The following is a 15,214-nucleotide window of genomic DNA, read 5'->3' as shown; positions in this document are numbered from 1 at the left end:
TTGATTTCTATACACGTCGACACAAAATATATCGGAACGCAGCAAAAATCAGAGGACAGTTTGGTTTATGTTTTTAGCTACACTGTCAACATTACCAACCTCAGCGAAAGACCAATGACCTTAAAAAATCGTTATTGGTTGATCACCAACGGAAACGGCGAAAAGGTCGAAGTCAGAGGGGAAGGTGTTGTTGGAGAGCAACCTACAATCAACCCAAACGATACGTTTCAGTATACCAGTGCCTCGATGTTAAAAACGCAAGTTGGCAGTATGCAAGGCTATTATGAGTTTGAATGTACTGATAAATCTATGTACAAGGCACCTATTCCTGTATTTAGACTTGCTGTGCCAAACGCGCTCCACTAACAATGAGAAATTTTGTAGTTGGCGACATTCAAGGTTGCTACCAGGCGCTTAAACGCATTTTGAAAAAAGCAGGGTTCAATGCTGAAACGGATAAACTGTGGGCCGTTGGCGATTTAGTTGCCCGAGGACCTGAGTCACTCGATACCTTGAAGTTCTGTCGAGATCTGGGCGAGCACTTTGAAACGGTTTTAGGTAACCACGACCTCCATTTAATTGCCATAGCTCATGGCGTCCGTTCTCCTAAAGCACAAGATAAACTTAACCCGCTAATCAATGACAAATCCTTCGATGATATTGTTTCATGGCTTATGACAAAGCCATTAGCCGTCAAGCCGGCAAAAAAGACTCTCATTTCCCATGCCGGGCTTTATCCTGCTTGGTCAATTAAAAAAGCTATTGCTTTATCAGACGAAATCCAGTTAGCGCTTCAAGGTAAAGACGTGGGTGCGTTTCTGCAAAGTATGTATGGGAACACCCCTGCTTTATGGTCAGAAAAACTGAATGGAACCGATAGACAGCGTTTTATCGTAAACGCCTTCACTCGGATGAGATATTTGAAAAAAGACAGCGCACTTGAGTTTGAAACAAAGTGCCACCCCAGTAGCGCACCTTCTGACTTGCTACCTTGGTTTATGTTTGATAACCCTAAGCTAAGTGAAAAGCACACCTTATTTTTTGGACACTGGGCGTCTCTGATGGGTCATTTACCTAAAAAAACTACTTGCAAGGCTAAAGTTCACGCCCTCGACAGCGGATTCGTGTGGGGCAACAGCCTGTCTTTGCATTGCCTGGAAACGCAAAAAACAATTCAATATCACGCTTAAGTTATCTGTCTGTTTACCGATACTACTTGATAGGCATTCAAACTCAATCCTTAGTATTAGGTTCACAGGAGCTCTTATGAAATTAACGGTAGCGATGCGCATCATCGGTGGATTTGCCATTATCAGTCTACTTCTGCTGTTACTTGGTTATTCCTCAATGTCCAGCTTGAGTAAAGTTGGCAATGCATCAAACGAAGTTACATCCTTGGCTATGCCCACCGTTACAGGCACTTCAAATCTGAAAGTTGCCTTTCTTAATATGGGACGTTTGTCATTTGAAGGCTTTGTTAGTGATGATGAAAGCGAAGTCTCTTCCAAGCTTAGTGAGTTTGAAACAAGCGATGCCCGCTTTAGTGAAACACTTCAAACGCTCAACGAAGTAGTCAAGAATGATGAAGGTTTGCGTGGCTCCGTGGCAAATCTTAATGTGATGTATCAAAATTATGTGAATACGTCTCGCGATATGTTCAGCGCACACCAAAAAGCGCTCAGTCTAAATGCTTCGATTGCACAAATGATTGAGACACTTGAAGAAAGCGCTGACGATGCATCTTCCCTCTTACTGGATTTTACCGACTTAGATGAAGTGCAAGAATCGGATGCCTTGCAAGAGGCGGCAACTGTTGCTAACTCTCTTGAATCAAGCTTGCTAACGCTACTTAGCGTTGCTATCGACTACAGTAATACTGAAGACATGCAACGCGCTGAAATTCGAAGCAAAGAAGTTAGCGTAGTATTAGAACAAACTAAAGAACGCTTCGCTCAAATGGATGCGGTCTCAAATGGAGAAGATGAATCAGGAACCATTGAAGAAGTTGGTGAATATATCGATCGTATTTCAACAACATTAAGTTCTGAAAGCGGTTTAGTTGCAACAAAAATAGCGGAACTTGATCAAGTTAGCGCTGCTGAGAAAGCGCTCTTGGCTGCCGACGAGATCATCACGGACGCAATTGTAGAACTTGATACCTTAAATGCCCTAGCCGACTCAAAAGCTAATGTAATTAAAGAGAGCGTCAGTAAACAGATATCGAGCAGCACCATGACAATTATTGTTGTTGTGCTTATTTCTTTTGCAATTGCAGGGGGTGTAGGTTACATCACAGTAAACGCCATCACAAAACCACTTTCTCGCGTAAATGAGCTGTTAAAAATTGCCTCGTCTGGTGATTTAACACAAAAGCTGGATGATACAGCGCAAGATGAATTCGGAACCTTGGCAAAAAATGTCAATTCACTCATCGATAATCTTAAGCAACTGATCCACGCAATTAATCAGCGTGCCGATCAATTGGCAGCCGCTTCAGGTGAAACATCGACGATCACGCTTCAAACCACGACATCGATTGAAGATCAAAAATCGCAGATTTCGCAAATTGCGGCTGCGACCACTGAAATGCATACCACATCGGAACTAGTTTCAAGCAGTGCTCACGATACCCTGGTCGAAATCAAGCACGCTGACGCTGAAGCTGAGAAAGTGAAGAAAATATCAGCAGAAAATAAAGATACTATTCAAGTATTGGCGAACGAAGTGCAGCAAGCTGCCGAGGTTATCAATAAACTGCATCAAGATAGCGCAAGCATCGGCGGGATTTTAGATGTGATCCGCGGTGTTGCAGACCAAACTAACTTATTGGCACTTAATGCCGCAATTGAGGCTGCTCGTGCTGGTGAGCAAGGTCGAGGCTTTGCCGTTGTAGCGGATGAGGTGCGTACCCTAGCGAGTCGAACCCAGCAGTCAACGCAAGAAATTAACTCCATGATAGAAGTATTACAATCGGGTGCTGAAAAAGCCGTAGCAGTAATGAATCAAGGCAAAGAGCAAACTAACGCATGTGTTGCACAAACAGAAAAAGCTGGGGCCGCGCTTAATTTAATTACTGATGCAGTGCATAAGGCATATGAAGTGAGTACTCGCATTGAAGAGGCCGCCAGAGAGCAGCACACCGTGTCATCTCAAATTAGTGAGCGCCTGGAAAATATCGTAGGTATTGCCGAACACACCACTATTGGGGCCAAGCAGACGGCAGAATCCAGCTCTGAAGTTGCCAGACTGGCAGAAGAGTTACAGGCCTCTATTTCCCAGTTCAGGGTATAGTCGCCTACTTAGTACAAACCAAAACGGCAGCTTAATCGCTGCCGTTTTTTTGTATAGCTATGCGCTATTCAAATAAACTGGCATGAAGCGCCTTAACCACTTCATCACTATCGTTTTTATCGACCACAAACGAGAGGTTATGGACATTCGCACCAAAGCAAATCATGCGTAAATTAAAATCTGCCACTGCTGCAAAAATACGAGACGATACACCTGCTGCACTGTGCATATTGTTACCAACTACGGTTACAACGTCATAATCGCGTTCGACTTTCACTTCACAAATTTCACTCAGCTCCAGTAGCGTTTCTTTGTTCATCTTCTCCGACATACTGTTGGGCGGATTGTCCAAAGTAAAAGAGACCGCAATTTCGGATGTCGTAATTAAATCGACGCTCAAGTCATGTTTGGCAATAATATGAAATACCCGCTCCAAAAAGCCTTGCGCATACATCATTTTAGGTGTTTTTATAGTGACCAGAACCTGGTCTTTGCGTCTCGTTACCGCGCGATATGGTGGCTCATGTTTGCAATCTCGTACAATCCAGGTTCCGCCTTTTTCAGGTTCTTTACTGGAGCCTACAAACACTTTGATATCTTGTCGAAGCGCGGGTTCCATAGTTGCAGGATGCAGCACTTTAGCACCAAATGTTGCCATTTCTGCCGCTTCTTCGAAGCTAAGTTCTGGCAATGGTTTCGCTTTGTCTGTTATACGAGGGTCAGTTGTATAAACGCCTATTACATCTGTCCAGATTTCGCAGGTTTTTGCACCCAGGGCCTCTGCCAAAAGTGCGGCCGTAAAATCTGAGCCACCGCGACCTAAGGTCGTCGTGCGCCCCTGAACGTCGCTTCCAATAAATCCCTGAGTAACTACAATTGCTTTTTTAAGCTCAGGATAAAGCAATTGTTGGCTCAGTTTGCCAATGGTTTCAATATCAGGCGTTGCTTCGCTGAACCTGTCGTCTGTTCGCATCACTTTGCGAACATCGAAGTTAATTGCCTCTTCACCATGCTCTCGTATGATGGCCGCAACCAATAACGAAGACATGCGCTCTCCCATCGATAACAGCGCATCTTTTAAATCATCTCTGAAATTAAGCTCTTCATGCCTTGCATACACTTCAAGTTCATCAAGCAAACTAAACAGTTTGTCTTCTACTTCACTTGGTTTTTTAAGTGAATTTAAGATTGCTAACTCGATTTTGCGAATATTGTCGATGACTTCAGAAATTTGTTCAGACGTGAGAGCCGTGTTGGCCAAAAGCACTAAGTGATTAGTAATGCCCGCTGCAGCACTTACAACGACCACACGCGTATTCTGGTTACCGACCACAATCTTTGCGCAGTTATTGATAGCTTGATAGTTAGCAACGCTAGTGCCGCCAAATTTTGCCACATTTAAAGCGTGTAGCATCTTTCATCCTTCTGGTTAAACGTTAAAAGTTAGTGGGCGATTTTAGTTAAGTCCGCTTGTAGGCTTCACTGTCTCGGGAAGTTTGACTTTGTCGCCTACTTTTATGCTGTTTTTTTCAAACCAGCCCTGATTCATCTCCAAGGCATATAGCACCGGCACTGAGGATGTAACAGAGGTCAGATCATGAGGCTCAAGCGCTTTGATGTCGACTATTTTTCCAAATGCGTTGATGTAGGCAAGATCTAAGGGAATATAGGTGTTTTTCATCCAAATACTTCCTGTTTGCACGCGGTCAAACTTAAATAGCATTCCGCAATCCTCGCACATCTCACGACGATACATCAAGCCAAGCTGACGTTCATGCGCCTCGTCTGCTAATTCCACATCAATGCTCACATCATTTGAAAAAACCAAATTCACCGTTTCAACGGTATTCGCGCTCTGCGCCACCTTGTCTTGGCTTAGCTCATCTATTGCCGATTGTGCATCTCTTGCATACACAGTCGTCGCGTTATGCAAAAAGCCAATCACTATTATTGCGCACAATAGCCGCGTGAAGCCGAAGCGTTGATATGTCATAACATTTCCTGATACTCGTCTTACAGGACGCGCATTTAGCTATCTAGATGGCTAAATCCTACTCTTACTGAATTGATTATTCAATCAAAATTAATGCAAAAACAAGCAAATCAGGCCTTGAAAATAAGTAACCCGCCTTTCGGCGGGTCACTTCAATCGCTTTTAATTAGCTAGCTTGTCGCTAAACTGATGCTTGGCAATTAGGCGACATTCAATGTAGGAATAATCTTGGCTTTCGCTTCTTCTTCCGCTTTTTTGAATACGTCCATTTGATCAAAGTTCAAATAGCGGAATACCTCAGCACTCATTGAATCAATCTTGCTGGCGTAATCCATGTACTCTTCAGTGGTTGGTATTTTGCCTAAAATTGAGCCAACAGCCGCCATTTCAGCAGAACACAAATATACATTTGCACCATCGCCCAAACGGTTAGGGAAATTACGCGTAGAGGTAGACAGAACCGTGGCTCCGGCTAACACACGAGCCTGGTTCCCCATACACAGCGAACATCCTGGCATTTCGGTGCGCACACCGGCTCGACCGTAAATGTTGTAATAACCCTCTTCCATTAGCTGCGCCTGATCCATTTTGGTGGGAGGCGAGATCCACAAACGTGTTGGTAAGGTTCCGTTATACTGCTCAAGCAATTTACCCGCAGCTCGGAAGTGACCAATATTTGTCATACATGAACCGATGAATACCTCATCAATCTTATCTCCCGCAACTTCTGATAAGGTTTTTGCATCATCAGGGTCGTTTGGACAGCAAAGGATAGGCTCTTTAACTTCATCCAAATCAATTTCAATCACTTCAGCGTATTCTGCATCAGCGTCAGCTTGCATCAATGAAGGATTAGCAAGCCACTCTTCCATTTTCTGCGCTCGGCGCTCAAGTGTACGCGGGTCACCGTAGCCTTCGTTGATCATCCAGCGAAGCATTGTGATGTTAGAGCGCAAGTATTCAGATACCGACTCTTCAGATAGTTTGATGGTACAACCGGCTGCTGAGCGCTCGGCAGACGCATCTGAAAGTTCAAAGGCTTGCTCAACTGTGAGGTTTTCCAAACCTTCAATTTCCAAAATGCGGCCAGAAAACGCGTTGATTTTGCCTTTTTTCTCAACCGTCAATAAACCTTGCTTAATTGCATAAAGCGGGATCGCATGCACTAAATCACGCAAGGTAATACCAGGCTGCATCTTACCTTTAAACTTAACGAGTACTGATTCTGGCATATCTAATGGCATGACACCTGTCGCAGCAGCAAAAGCTACCAAACCAGAACCCGCGGGGAATGAAATCCCCATTGGGAATCGAGTATGAGAATCACCGCCGGTACCCACTGTATCAGGCAATAACATTCGATTTAACCATGAGTGAATAATGCCATCACCGGGGCGAAGAGAAACACCACCGCGATTCATAATAAAATCTGGCAGAGTATGCTGAGTATCGATATCTACCGGCTTCGGATAAGCGGCAGTGTGGCAAAATGATTGCATTGTTAAATCAGCGGTGAATCCCAAACAGGCTAAATCTTTCAATTCATCACGCGTCATTGGGCCGGTAGTATCTTGCGAACCCACAGTTGTCATTTTAGGTTCGCAGTAGGTGCCCGGAAGGATCCCGTCAACGCCACACGCTTTTCCTACCATTTTCTGAGCAAGGGTAAATCCTTTTGCTTTTGAAGTAGGTTGCTCAGGTTTACGGAACAAATCGCTAGGCGCTAAACCAAGCGATTCACGTGCCTTGTCCGTAAGACCGCGACCGATAATGAGGTTGATACGACCACCTGCTCTTACTTCGTCTAACAGCACTTTAGACTTATACTTGTATTCGGCTATTACTTCACCTGAATCGGCGTTTTTGATAACACCTTCGAATGGGTAGATTTCAATGACATCACCCATTTCCATTTTTTCAACGTCTGCTTCAAAAACGAGTGCGCCGGCATCTTCCATCGTATTAAAGAAAATAGGGGCAACTTTAGAACCGATACAAATACCGCCACCGCGCTTGTTAGGCACGCCTGGCAAGTCTTCACCAAAGAACCAAAGAACCGAGTTTGTAGCAGATTTTCGAGAAGAGCCCGTTCCTACCACGTCGCCTACAAAAGCAACCGGGTAGCCTTTTTCTTTCACCGCCTCGATTTGGGCCATTGGTCCCACTTCGCCATGCTTTTCTGGCTCTAAGCCATCTCGCGTCATTTTATACATTGCTTTTGCGTGAAGCGGAATATCAGGACGTGACCATGCATCAGGGGCAGGAGACAAATCGTCGGTGTTTGTTTCGCCCGTTACTTTAAACACTGATGCGGTAATTTTTTCAGGTAAATCGTTACGCTGAGTGAACCATTCACCCTCAGCCCATGACTCCATGACTTCTGTCGCATACTTATTACCTGCTTTGTGCTTTTCTTCCACATCATGAAATGCATCAAACATAAGCAAAGTGTGCTTTAATTCTTCTGCTGCGAGTTCAGCTAGTTCACTGTCATCCAGCAAGGCCACCAGTGTTTCAATGTTATAACCACCGTGCATATTACCAAGAAGCTGCACAGCAGCGTCTCTGGAAATAAGATCACAGCTTTCTTCGCCTTTAGCAATTGCGCTTAAAAAACCAGCTTTTACATAGGCTGCCTCATCAACGCCTGGAGGAACACGTTCTGAAATTAGTTCTAGCAAAAATGCTTCTTCGCCCGCCGGCGGGTTTTTCAACAGCTCGACTAAACCCGCAACTTGCTCTGGGTTTAGTGGCTTGGGGGGAATGCCTTCGGCTTCGCGCTCGGCGACATGCTTGCGATATTCTTCTAACACTATAAGGTCCTCTAATAAATGCTCAGCTTTGACTAGCTAGGCGTTGACTTAACGGCGGGATTATACCCACATAAGCCCTAAAAATGAATGCCACTGAATGAAATGCTGATTATAACCGATATTCATCACGCTAATTGAAAACTATTTGTTAATGCATTTCATCAATACATTGGTCTAATGTAGCGTCACGAGCATAAACAGCGTCGCTGGCTGACCGTCACCCAAAACCCAGATGCGACCCTCAGGATCACTTTCGATATCGCGCAAGCGTGTATCGGGTTCCCGTAAAATTGTAAAGTCCTTTCCAAGTGTTGGCTCTATTTTTTCAGTGTTATTCGCATCAGTATTCGTATCAATATTCGCATCAATATCCGCTCCGATATCCCCATCGTAAAATAAGGGAACTGCATAGATTTGCAAAAATTTGAGCGAAGTTATCAATAAATGACCTTTAAGCGCATCAAACTTTTCACCTTGGTAAAGCACCATACCTGAAGGTGCTATAGATGGTGTCCAATCCAGATTGGGTTGTTTCATACCCTCGTATTCTGTAAATGGAGAAATGGTCGCGCCGATATAGTCTTTACCATTAGTAATTACTGGCCATCCGTAATTATCACCAGCATGTAAAAAATTGATTTCATCTCCTCCGGCTGGCCCATGCTCATGACCAATAACAACATCTGTATCAGTGATGACCAAGCCTTGTGGATTACGATGCCCATATGAAAAAACGAAAGATTCTGGTGCATCTGGGCCGTTATAAAATGGATTTGCGGGATGCGCCTCGCCGGTGTCAGTCACGCGAATCGTTTTACCCATCTGATTATGTTTGAGCTGGGCTTTTTCACGATAATCAAAACCATCTCCAGTCGTAATATAAAGTGAATGCTCACTATCAAACGCTAGTCTGCCACCGTAGTGCACCGGCGTATCTTTTTTATTGGCGACCTCAAATACGGGTTCAAGTTGAGCCACTTCGTTATCAACAAGTTTAAAGCGAACCACTTTTAAAGCATTGCTTTGCTCTGTACCTGCCGAATACGAAAGGTAAATCCAACCATTATTCAGATAATCAGGGTGGAAGCTTAAATCGAGTAAACCTCCCTGCCCGCCAACCAACAAATCATCAGGTAAAAATCGAACGCTTATCACCGGCGAATTGACTGTTTGTAAGGCGCTGGCCTCATCCTGCGAGGAGATGTCAGCCATCAATACTTGCTGCAGATCCTCTTGTTCAAGAGACAGAATTGAAAAATTCCCTAATCGGTGAGTAATGAACAACTGGTTATCGGGCGAATAAGCAAGTCCCCATGACTGGGGCAAGTCTTTCATCACCGCTTGCAGTCCATACACTTGCGATGCAGGAGTAGTATGAGAGGACGATTGAGCATACGCCGCACCAATGACACAAGTCATTAAAAAGCTAGCAGAAAAGACATAAATGATGAGTTGTTTAACTGAATAAGGACGTGGCAAAGCAATTCGTGCTTGCTGAAATGAAAGAGATAAGCTTAGGTGATTCAAAACTGACTCCATAAATAAATTTTAGGCCAAAACCGGCGTATCTTCGTTTATGGCTTAATTGTGGTATAAAATAATCATAAACGTAACGAATTGCATAAAGGATTGATAATGCTTAAAACTTGGTTAATGCGCATCTTCGTGCTTATAGTAGCATCCGCCGTGGGTTTTGTATTTGCAAGCATCTTTCATACTCAGGCAGTATTGGCGAAACTTAGCGAAATTGATATCCAAATTCCGTTTAATGAGCGATTAACAACCACAGGCCAAGATTTAATTGGACTGGCTCCTACTTATGGTCCGCTTGTTTTAGTGGCACTATTAATTGCATTTAGCATTGCCGGTGCGCTGAATAAAAAGCTTCACCTTAAACGCGCTTATCTTTACCCCGTGGCTGGCGCAGTCGCTTTTCTGGTGATGCTTTTAGCCATGCAACCTATTTTGAACGTAACACTTCTAGCCGGCGCACGCGGCCTTTCAGGCATGGTATTGCAAATGATAGCGGGATTAATTGCCGGCCTAATATTCGCACAATTACATCAGCAGCAAAAATAGAGCTTAATTGATGAAAGTTAATCAATACTTTACTGTATGAATATATGGCTATAAAGCAACTAAAGTAAAATTTTTCTATGCATGTGTGCAATGATCCTCTAATGTAAAAAATCTGTTAAAACAATCTGAAACAAACTGGCAAATGCAGTTGCAATTGCCGATGGATGGTAAAAACGTTTTGAGGATGCTATGACTCGCTCTGCTTTAATACCTAATCACATTAATAGTCTTGCAGATTATATTGAAGAGACTTTTCGCAAATATGCAAAACGCCCCGCTTACTCTGCGCTCGGTCAAGAACTAAGTTTTGCCGATATGGATACTTTATCTGCAAAATTTGCAGCCTATCTGCAGCATCACACTAACTTGAAAGCAGGCGATAAAATTGCAATTCAATTGCCTAACTTAATACAGCATCCCATTGCCGTGTATGGCGCCTTGCGAGCCGGACTGGTCGTTGTCAATACAAACCCGCTTTATACCACAACAGAAATGGAGCATCAGTTCAATGATTCAGGCGCAAAAGCCTTGGTGATACTGTCTGACTTGTTGCCAAAATATGAAGCCATTAAAGAAAAGGTCGGCATTGAACATGTGATTGTTACCAGTGCAACGCAACTGCTGGATAATGCGCAGGTGAGCGGCGAATACCCTTGTTATGCCAAAATATTTAACAGCGTAGAGGCAGGTGATATTCAAGCCCGAACCGAGAACGATTTGGACGATACCTGTATTTTACAGTACACAGGCGGCACAACTGGCGTATCAAAAGGTGCTGAATTGACGCACCAAAATGTACTGGCAAATAGCATACAAACGCTCGACAGATTGGGCGGCGCGTTTAAAGAGGGTGAGGAGCTCATTGTCTGCCCACTACCGCTTTATCATATTTACGCGTTTACAGTATGTATGATGACTTTTTTTGCAAAAGGCGCAATGGTACTTTTAATTCCCAATCCACGCGATATGGATGCCTTTGTAAAAAGTTTACAGCCCTATCAATTTACGGCCTTCGCCGGTATTAATACCCTTTTTATGGGTTTATGTTCGCACCCTGAATTTAAGCATCTGGATTTTAGCAAACTGCATCTCACCATGTCGGGAGGTACCGCGCTAACAAAATCTGCGGCTAATTTGTGGCAGCAAACCACTGGCTGTTCTGTTACCGAAGGTTATGGTTTATCTGAGACCGCACCCGTGCTTGCATTTAATCAACCAGGTAAAGAAGTGTTAGGAACAGTGGGTTTCCCCATGTCAGATACCGATATCATTCTCCTGGATGAAAATGACAAAGAGGTGAGTAAAGGCCAGGAAGGACAAATTGCGGCAAAAGGTCCGCAAGTGATGAAAGGCTATTGGCAGCGTCCTGACGAGACTGCAAAAGTGATGACTGACTCAGGTTATTTTAAAACCGGTGATGTAGGAGTCATAACTGAAGAAGGCTGTATTAAAATTGTGGATCGTCTCAAAGATATGATTATTGTCTCTGGCTTTAATGTATATCCCAACGAAGTTGAGGATGTGCTTACTCAGCATCCTGGCATACTTGAGGCTGCCGTTGTTGGGAAAAATGATGAAAAAACCCAAGAGCGTGTTTGTGCGTTTGTTACCGTCAATGATGAATACGACGAGCAGGCCGTGCTTGAACACTGCAAAGCCCATTTAACTAACTACAAGTTGCCTAAAGAAATACACGTGCTTGATGAACTGCCAAAATCGACGGTAGGTAAAATATTAAGACGCGAGCTTCGCAAAGACTAAAGCCGCTTGCAGTTAGCATCGCTGAATTAACGCTCACTCTTAAATAATTGAGGCAAGCGCTTAGCAGCTACACTTAATGGAAAACACATATGTTTAATATTGCAGTAGAGCGGGTTATCAACAAACCCATCAAAACCGTTTTCGCCGTTTTAAGTGATCATGCAAATTACGCTCAGTTTAAAGGGGTGGATGCCTCCACCCTTCTTCAAACAGGAGAGTATGAAGTAAATGGACAAGGTGCATTACGAGAGATCGTCGCAGGAAAATCTGTGCTGCATGAAAGAATTGTAGGCTTTAAACCTCCCCGTTACATGGCATATAAAATTGAATATTCAAAGCCACTTCCTTACGACCATGAGCTAGGGCAACTTACCTTAACGGAAATAACGTCTGGCACACATGTGCGATGGGAGTCAAAAGGCCATATCAACATTCCGCTAATAGGAGGTTGGTATTTTGACAAACAAATTGAAAAGTTTGGTGCAAGAGCATTTGGTAGTATTCTCAAGCACATCGATATGCAATAATTTTATACAGTCTTTGCTCACTTAATGCGGTCTTTTTATTACAGCGCTTCAAGCTTTTATTGATTTTTCGATTTCAGTTATTGGCCCCGTCCTGGTGTTAATTGCCTTCGGCTACGGTTTTTACAAGCAGTCTCTGCTAGACGACAGCTTTGTTGAAAAGGCATCACGGCTCATATTTAATTATGCGCTCCCTGCTCTTTTATTTGTCAACATAAGCGCTAGCGACCTTCAAGCCTTAACTGAGCCTAAAACTATCGCTGTCGGGATCAGCGGAACGCTGATTGTTTTTATAGCATTCTTAATATTAGTTAGTTTGTATGTGCCTGCACGTCAAGACAAAGGCGTTATTATTCAGGGCGCATTTAGATCTAATATGGGCATTATTGGCTTAGCATATTGCGCCAATGCTTATGGACAGGAAGGCTTGGCTTATGCATCCATTTATTTAGGTGCATTGACGATTTTATATAATGTGCTCTCAGTTGCTGTGCTTAATGTTTTTGAAGGATCACAAATCAGTATAAGGCGGATCAGCAAAGGAATTGCGACCAATCCTATCATACTGAGCATTATTGCCGGGCTTGTTGTGTCAGTTTTTAAGCTACCGATCCCAGATTTTGCGCTCAACACCTTAGGATATTTTGCCCAGCTTACGCTTCCGCTTGCTTTACTTTGTACAGGCGCATCTTTGCGATTTTCGAGTTTAGGCAGTGAATACAAGTTAGTTTTGCTCGCACTGATCGGAAAATGCCTCGTATATCCAGCGGTGCTGGTTTTATTGGCCATCGCATTCGAGGTTAGTGGCGTATCCCTTGGCGTGGTATTTTTAATGGCGATGGCGCCAACAGCAGCGGCAAGCTACGTAATGGTAAGAAAAATCGGTGGGAATCATCAGCTCGCAGCTCAAATAATAGCGATTACAACGATAGCCTCTTTACCTATTACAATATTGGGATATTACGCGATGCTTAAGTTTACTTCGATTGCTGCAGCCTAACGACTAAAAGGAAGATTTTAGTCGCCAGGCCTTGGCATGTTTGATATTTGATTTTTTGACGTATTCTGTGTCAATTGAGCGGCTTAAGGCTTATTTTGTCGCACTAATTCATCCATAAAGCGCACACCCCAACCTTGACTACCTTTTGGCGCCACGTCGATGTCGGCACTTAACCAGTCTACGCCTGCAATGTCCAAATGAACCCACGGCAAGTCTTCATCGACAAAAGTAGCAATAACTGCTGCGCCAATGCTTGCTCCCGGATTCCCCGCTCCCGAATTTTTAATATCTGCAATATCAGATTTAATTTGCTCAAAATGATTAGGATGCAATGGAAGCGGCCACACCAACTCACCACTTTTTTCACCAATCTGCATGATTTGCTGCGAAAACGCAAAGTCTCTGGTGATAAGTGCTGCGTATTCATCGCTTAGTGCGCGCGCTGCTGAGCCAGTCAAAGTAGCGATATTTAACAGCATTTTAGGTTTATACTTTTGTTGAGCATAATAAACCGCATCAGACAATATCAAGCGCCCTTCTGCATCGGTGCTCATTATCTCGATGGTTGTTCCTTGCATGGTATTGAGCACATCACCCGGTCGAATAGCATCTTCTGCAGGCATGTTCTCAGCAAGTGGCATTAATCCCACAACGTTTACCTTTTCACCGCGCTGAGCAATTGCATATAAAGTGCCCGCTACTGCAGCCGCGCCTGACATATCAGACTTCATTTGCCACATATTGTCATTACCTTTTAAGCTTATGCCGCCGGTATCAAAAGTAATACCCTTACCTGCCAATGCAATTGGTGCTTCACCTTTTTTAGCACCCGTATATTCAATCACCAACAAACGCGGGTCGTGAATGGAGCCTTTTCCAACGCCCAAAAGCGCCCCCATATTGTTTTTTTCCATATCGCGTACATCCAGTACATCGATATTTATATTATCAATGCCTTTAAACTTTTCTTTTACGCGCTCAACAAAGGCTTGAGGATACAGCGACATACCAGGCTCAGAGGCTAAATCACGAGTAAAGTGAACGCCTTCCGCCAAAAAGCGCAAGTCGTTCTCGTAAGCGTTTTGGTTAAGACTCACATTATTGACTACAAAGGTGAGTGATGACTTACCATCCGCTTTCGAGGCTTTATATTTATCAAAGCTGTAGTGGCGCAAGTGGTATCCGAATGCAATTTGAGCAGCCGCATCATCAAGCTCGGCGTTTAAATTGTCTGTAAGAATTATCGCTTCAATATCCTTGTTTTTTGATGACAAGGTCGCCGCTATTTTACCGCCTAAGTTCTGAAGCTCTGGCGCAGTTAATGGCAGATCGTTCTGCGTGCCTACCACCACAACGTGTTCAAAGCCGCCAATCAGCTGCAAGGTTTGCACTTCGCCAAATTTTCCAGTGAAATTATTCAAACTTAACAAGGCAGAAAAATTTTGTTCTGTGCTTTCATTTAAGGTTTTCGAGTAGCCGGTGAGAGCCCCTGGTTCGTTGACAACAAGTACCAAGGTGTTTTTTGAATCATCCATGCTGTCTACAAACCTGACATCAATGTTTGCAAAACTTACGCTACTAACAAACAAAAGCGATATAGCGAAGAATTTAGCGAGCAGCCCCGCCAGTGCTTGGATATTTTTCATTTTCATCGATAGTCCTTCTTTATTATAAATTTATGATAGTTTTATTGCTGATTTCTATTGAATGGAGTCTACAAGCAAGGTATGCATAACAAAATCTCGATTTACTT

The 15,214-nt window shown here is 43.6% G+C and carries 12 protein-coding genes; 7 read left to right on the top strand and 5 right to left on the bottom strand.

What is annotated here, in order from left to right; all coding sequences use genetic code 11:
• From apaG to D6V41_RS16030, 3 genes are all read left to right on the top strand, one after another.
• Entirely contained in the window at positions 1-366 is a 366-nt protein-coding gene (gene apaG / locus D6V41_RS16040) for a Co2+/Mg2+ efflux protein ApaG (protein WP_338324274.1), read from the top strand.
• A 2-nt stretch (positions 367-368) separates the two neighbouring features.
• Complete coding sequence (locus D6V41_RS16035; protein WP_136252561.1) at positions 369-1,190, top strand: symmetrical bis(5'-nucleosyl)-tetraphosphatase; 822 nt, start codon at positions 369-371, stop codon at positions 1,188-1,190.
• A gap of 76 nt (positions 1,191-1,266) precedes the next feature.
• Positions 1,267-3,291, top strand: a complete 2,025-nt coding sequence (locus D6V41_RS16030; RefSeq protein ID WP_136252560.1) for a methyl-accepting chemotaxis protein — start codon at positions 1,267-1,269, stop codon at positions 3,289-3,291.
• A gap of 64 nt (positions 3,292-3,355) precedes the next feature.
• Here the strand turns inward: D6V41_RS16030 and lysC are convergent, their stop codons facing one another.
• From lysC to D6V41_RS16010, 4 genes are all read right to left on the bottom strand, one after another.
• Positions 3,356-4,705, bottom strand: a complete 1,350-nt coding sequence (lysC, locus tag D6V41_RS16025; protein WP_136252559.1) for a lysine-sensitive aspartokinase 3 — start codon at positions 4,703-4,705, stop codon at positions 3,356-3,358.
• Between the two features lie 42 nt (positions 4,706-4,747).
• Positions 4,748-5,284 (bottom strand): DUF192 domain-containing protein, encoded by a 537-nt coding sequence (locus D6V41_RS16020; protein ID WP_136252558.1) that lies wholly within the window; start codon positions 5,282-5,284, stop codon positions 4,748-4,750.
• 200 nt (positions 5,285-5,484) lie between these two features.
• Positions 5,485-8,097, bottom strand: coding sequence for a bifunctional aconitate hydratase 2/2-methylisocitrate dehydratase (acnB, locus tag D6V41_RS16015; RefSeq protein ID WP_136252557.1), 2,613 nt, complete (start codon positions 8,095-8,097; stop codon positions 5,485-5,487).
• A gap of 174 nt (positions 8,098-8,271) precedes the next feature.
• The gene (locus D6V41_RS16010) at positions 8,272-9,624 is read right to left on the bottom strand and encodes a PQQ-dependent sugar dehydrogenase (protein WP_168711064.1); all 1,353 of its coding nucleotides are present in this window, start codon (positions 9,622-9,624) and stop codon (positions 8,272-8,274) included.
• A 108-nt stretch (positions 9,625-9,732) separates the two neighbouring features.
• Here D6V41_RS16010 and D6V41_RS16005 point away from each other — a divergent pair, with 108 nt between their 5' ends.
• From D6V41_RS16005 to D6V41_RS15990, 4 genes are all read left to right on the top strand, one after another.
• Positions 9,733-10,176 carry a hypothetical protein gene (locus D6V41_RS16005; protein WP_136252555.1) on the top strand — a complete coding sequence of 148 codons (444 nt, stop codon included), beginning with the start codon at positions 9,733-9,735 and terminating at the stop codon, positions 10,174-10,176.
• 189 nt (positions 10,177-10,365) lie between these two features.
• On the top strand, positions 10,366-11,937 hold the full coding sequence (locus D6V41_RS16000) for an AMP-binding protein (RefSeq protein ID WP_136252554.1): 1,572 nt from the start codon (positions 10,366-10,368) through the stop codon (positions 11,935-11,937).
• 89 nt (positions 11,938-12,026) lie between these two features.
• Positions 12,027-12,464: an SRPBCC family protein gene (locus tag D6V41_RS15995; RefSeq protein ID WP_136252553.1), complete on the top strand. Its 438-nt coding sequence runs from the start codon at positions 12,027-12,029 to the stop codon at positions 12,462-12,464.
• 94 nt (positions 12,465-12,558) lie between these two features.
• The gene (locus D6V41_RS15990) at positions 12,559-13,461 is read left to right on the top strand and encodes an AEC family transporter (RefSeq protein ID WP_241664577.1); all 903 of its coding nucleotides are present in this window, start codon (positions 12,559-12,561) and stop codon (positions 13,459-13,461) included.
• Positions 13,462-13,544: 83 nt separating this feature from the next.
• Here D6V41_RS15990 and D6V41_RS15985 read toward each other — a convergent pair whose 3' ends face one another.
• Positions 13,545-15,107, bottom strand: coding sequence for a leucyl aminopeptidase (locus D6V41_RS15985; protein ID WP_136252551.1), 1,563 nt, complete (start codon positions 15,105-15,107; stop codon positions 13,545-13,547).
• Positions 15,108-15,214 lie beyond the last annotated feature (107 nt).

It is taken from the genome of Ningiella ruwaisensis (genome assembly GCF_004798935.1).
Classification (GTDB): domain Bacteria; phylum Pseudomonadota; class Gammaproteobacteria; order Enterobacterales; family Alteromonadaceae; genus Glaciecola; species Glaciecola ruwaisensis.
This window is presented reverse-complemented; position numbering and strand designations above follow the sequence as displayed.

What these genes read in the sequence shown, in the direction of transcription:
- D6V41_RS16035 (WP_136252561.1), top strand. Translation starts at nt 369, where the DNA reads ATGAGAAATTTTGTAGTTGGCGACATTCAAGGTTGCTACCAGGCGCTT.
- D6V41_RS16030 (WP_136252560.1), top strand. Translation starts at nt 1,267, where the DNA reads ATGAAATTAACGGTAGCGATGCGCATCATCGGTGGATTTGCCATTATC.
- lysC (WP_136252559.1), bottom strand. Translation starts at nt 4,705, where the DNA reads ATGCTACACGCTTTAAATGTGGCAAAATTTGGCGGCACTAGCGTTGCT.
- D6V41_RS16020 (WP_136252558.1), bottom strand. Translation starts at nt 5,284, where the DNA reads ATGACATATCAACGCTTCGGCTTCACGCGGCTATTGTGCGCAATAATA.
- D6V41_RS16005 (WP_136252555.1), top strand. Translation starts at nt 9,733, where the DNA reads ATGCTTAAAACTTGGTTAATGCGCATCTTCGTGCTTATAGTAGCATCC.
- D6V41_RS16000 (WP_136252554.1), top strand. Translation starts at nt 10,366, where the DNA reads ATGACTCGCTCTGCTTTAATACCTAATCACATTAATAGTCTTGCAGAT.
- D6V41_RS15995 (WP_136252553.1), top strand. Translation starts at nt 12,027, where the DNA reads ATGTTTAATATTGCAGTAGAGCGGGTTATCAACAAACCCATCAAAACC.
- D6V41_RS15985 (WP_136252551.1), bottom strand. Translation starts at nt 15,107, where the DNA reads ATGAAAAATATCCAAGCACTGGCGGGGCTGCTCGCTAAATTCTTCGCT.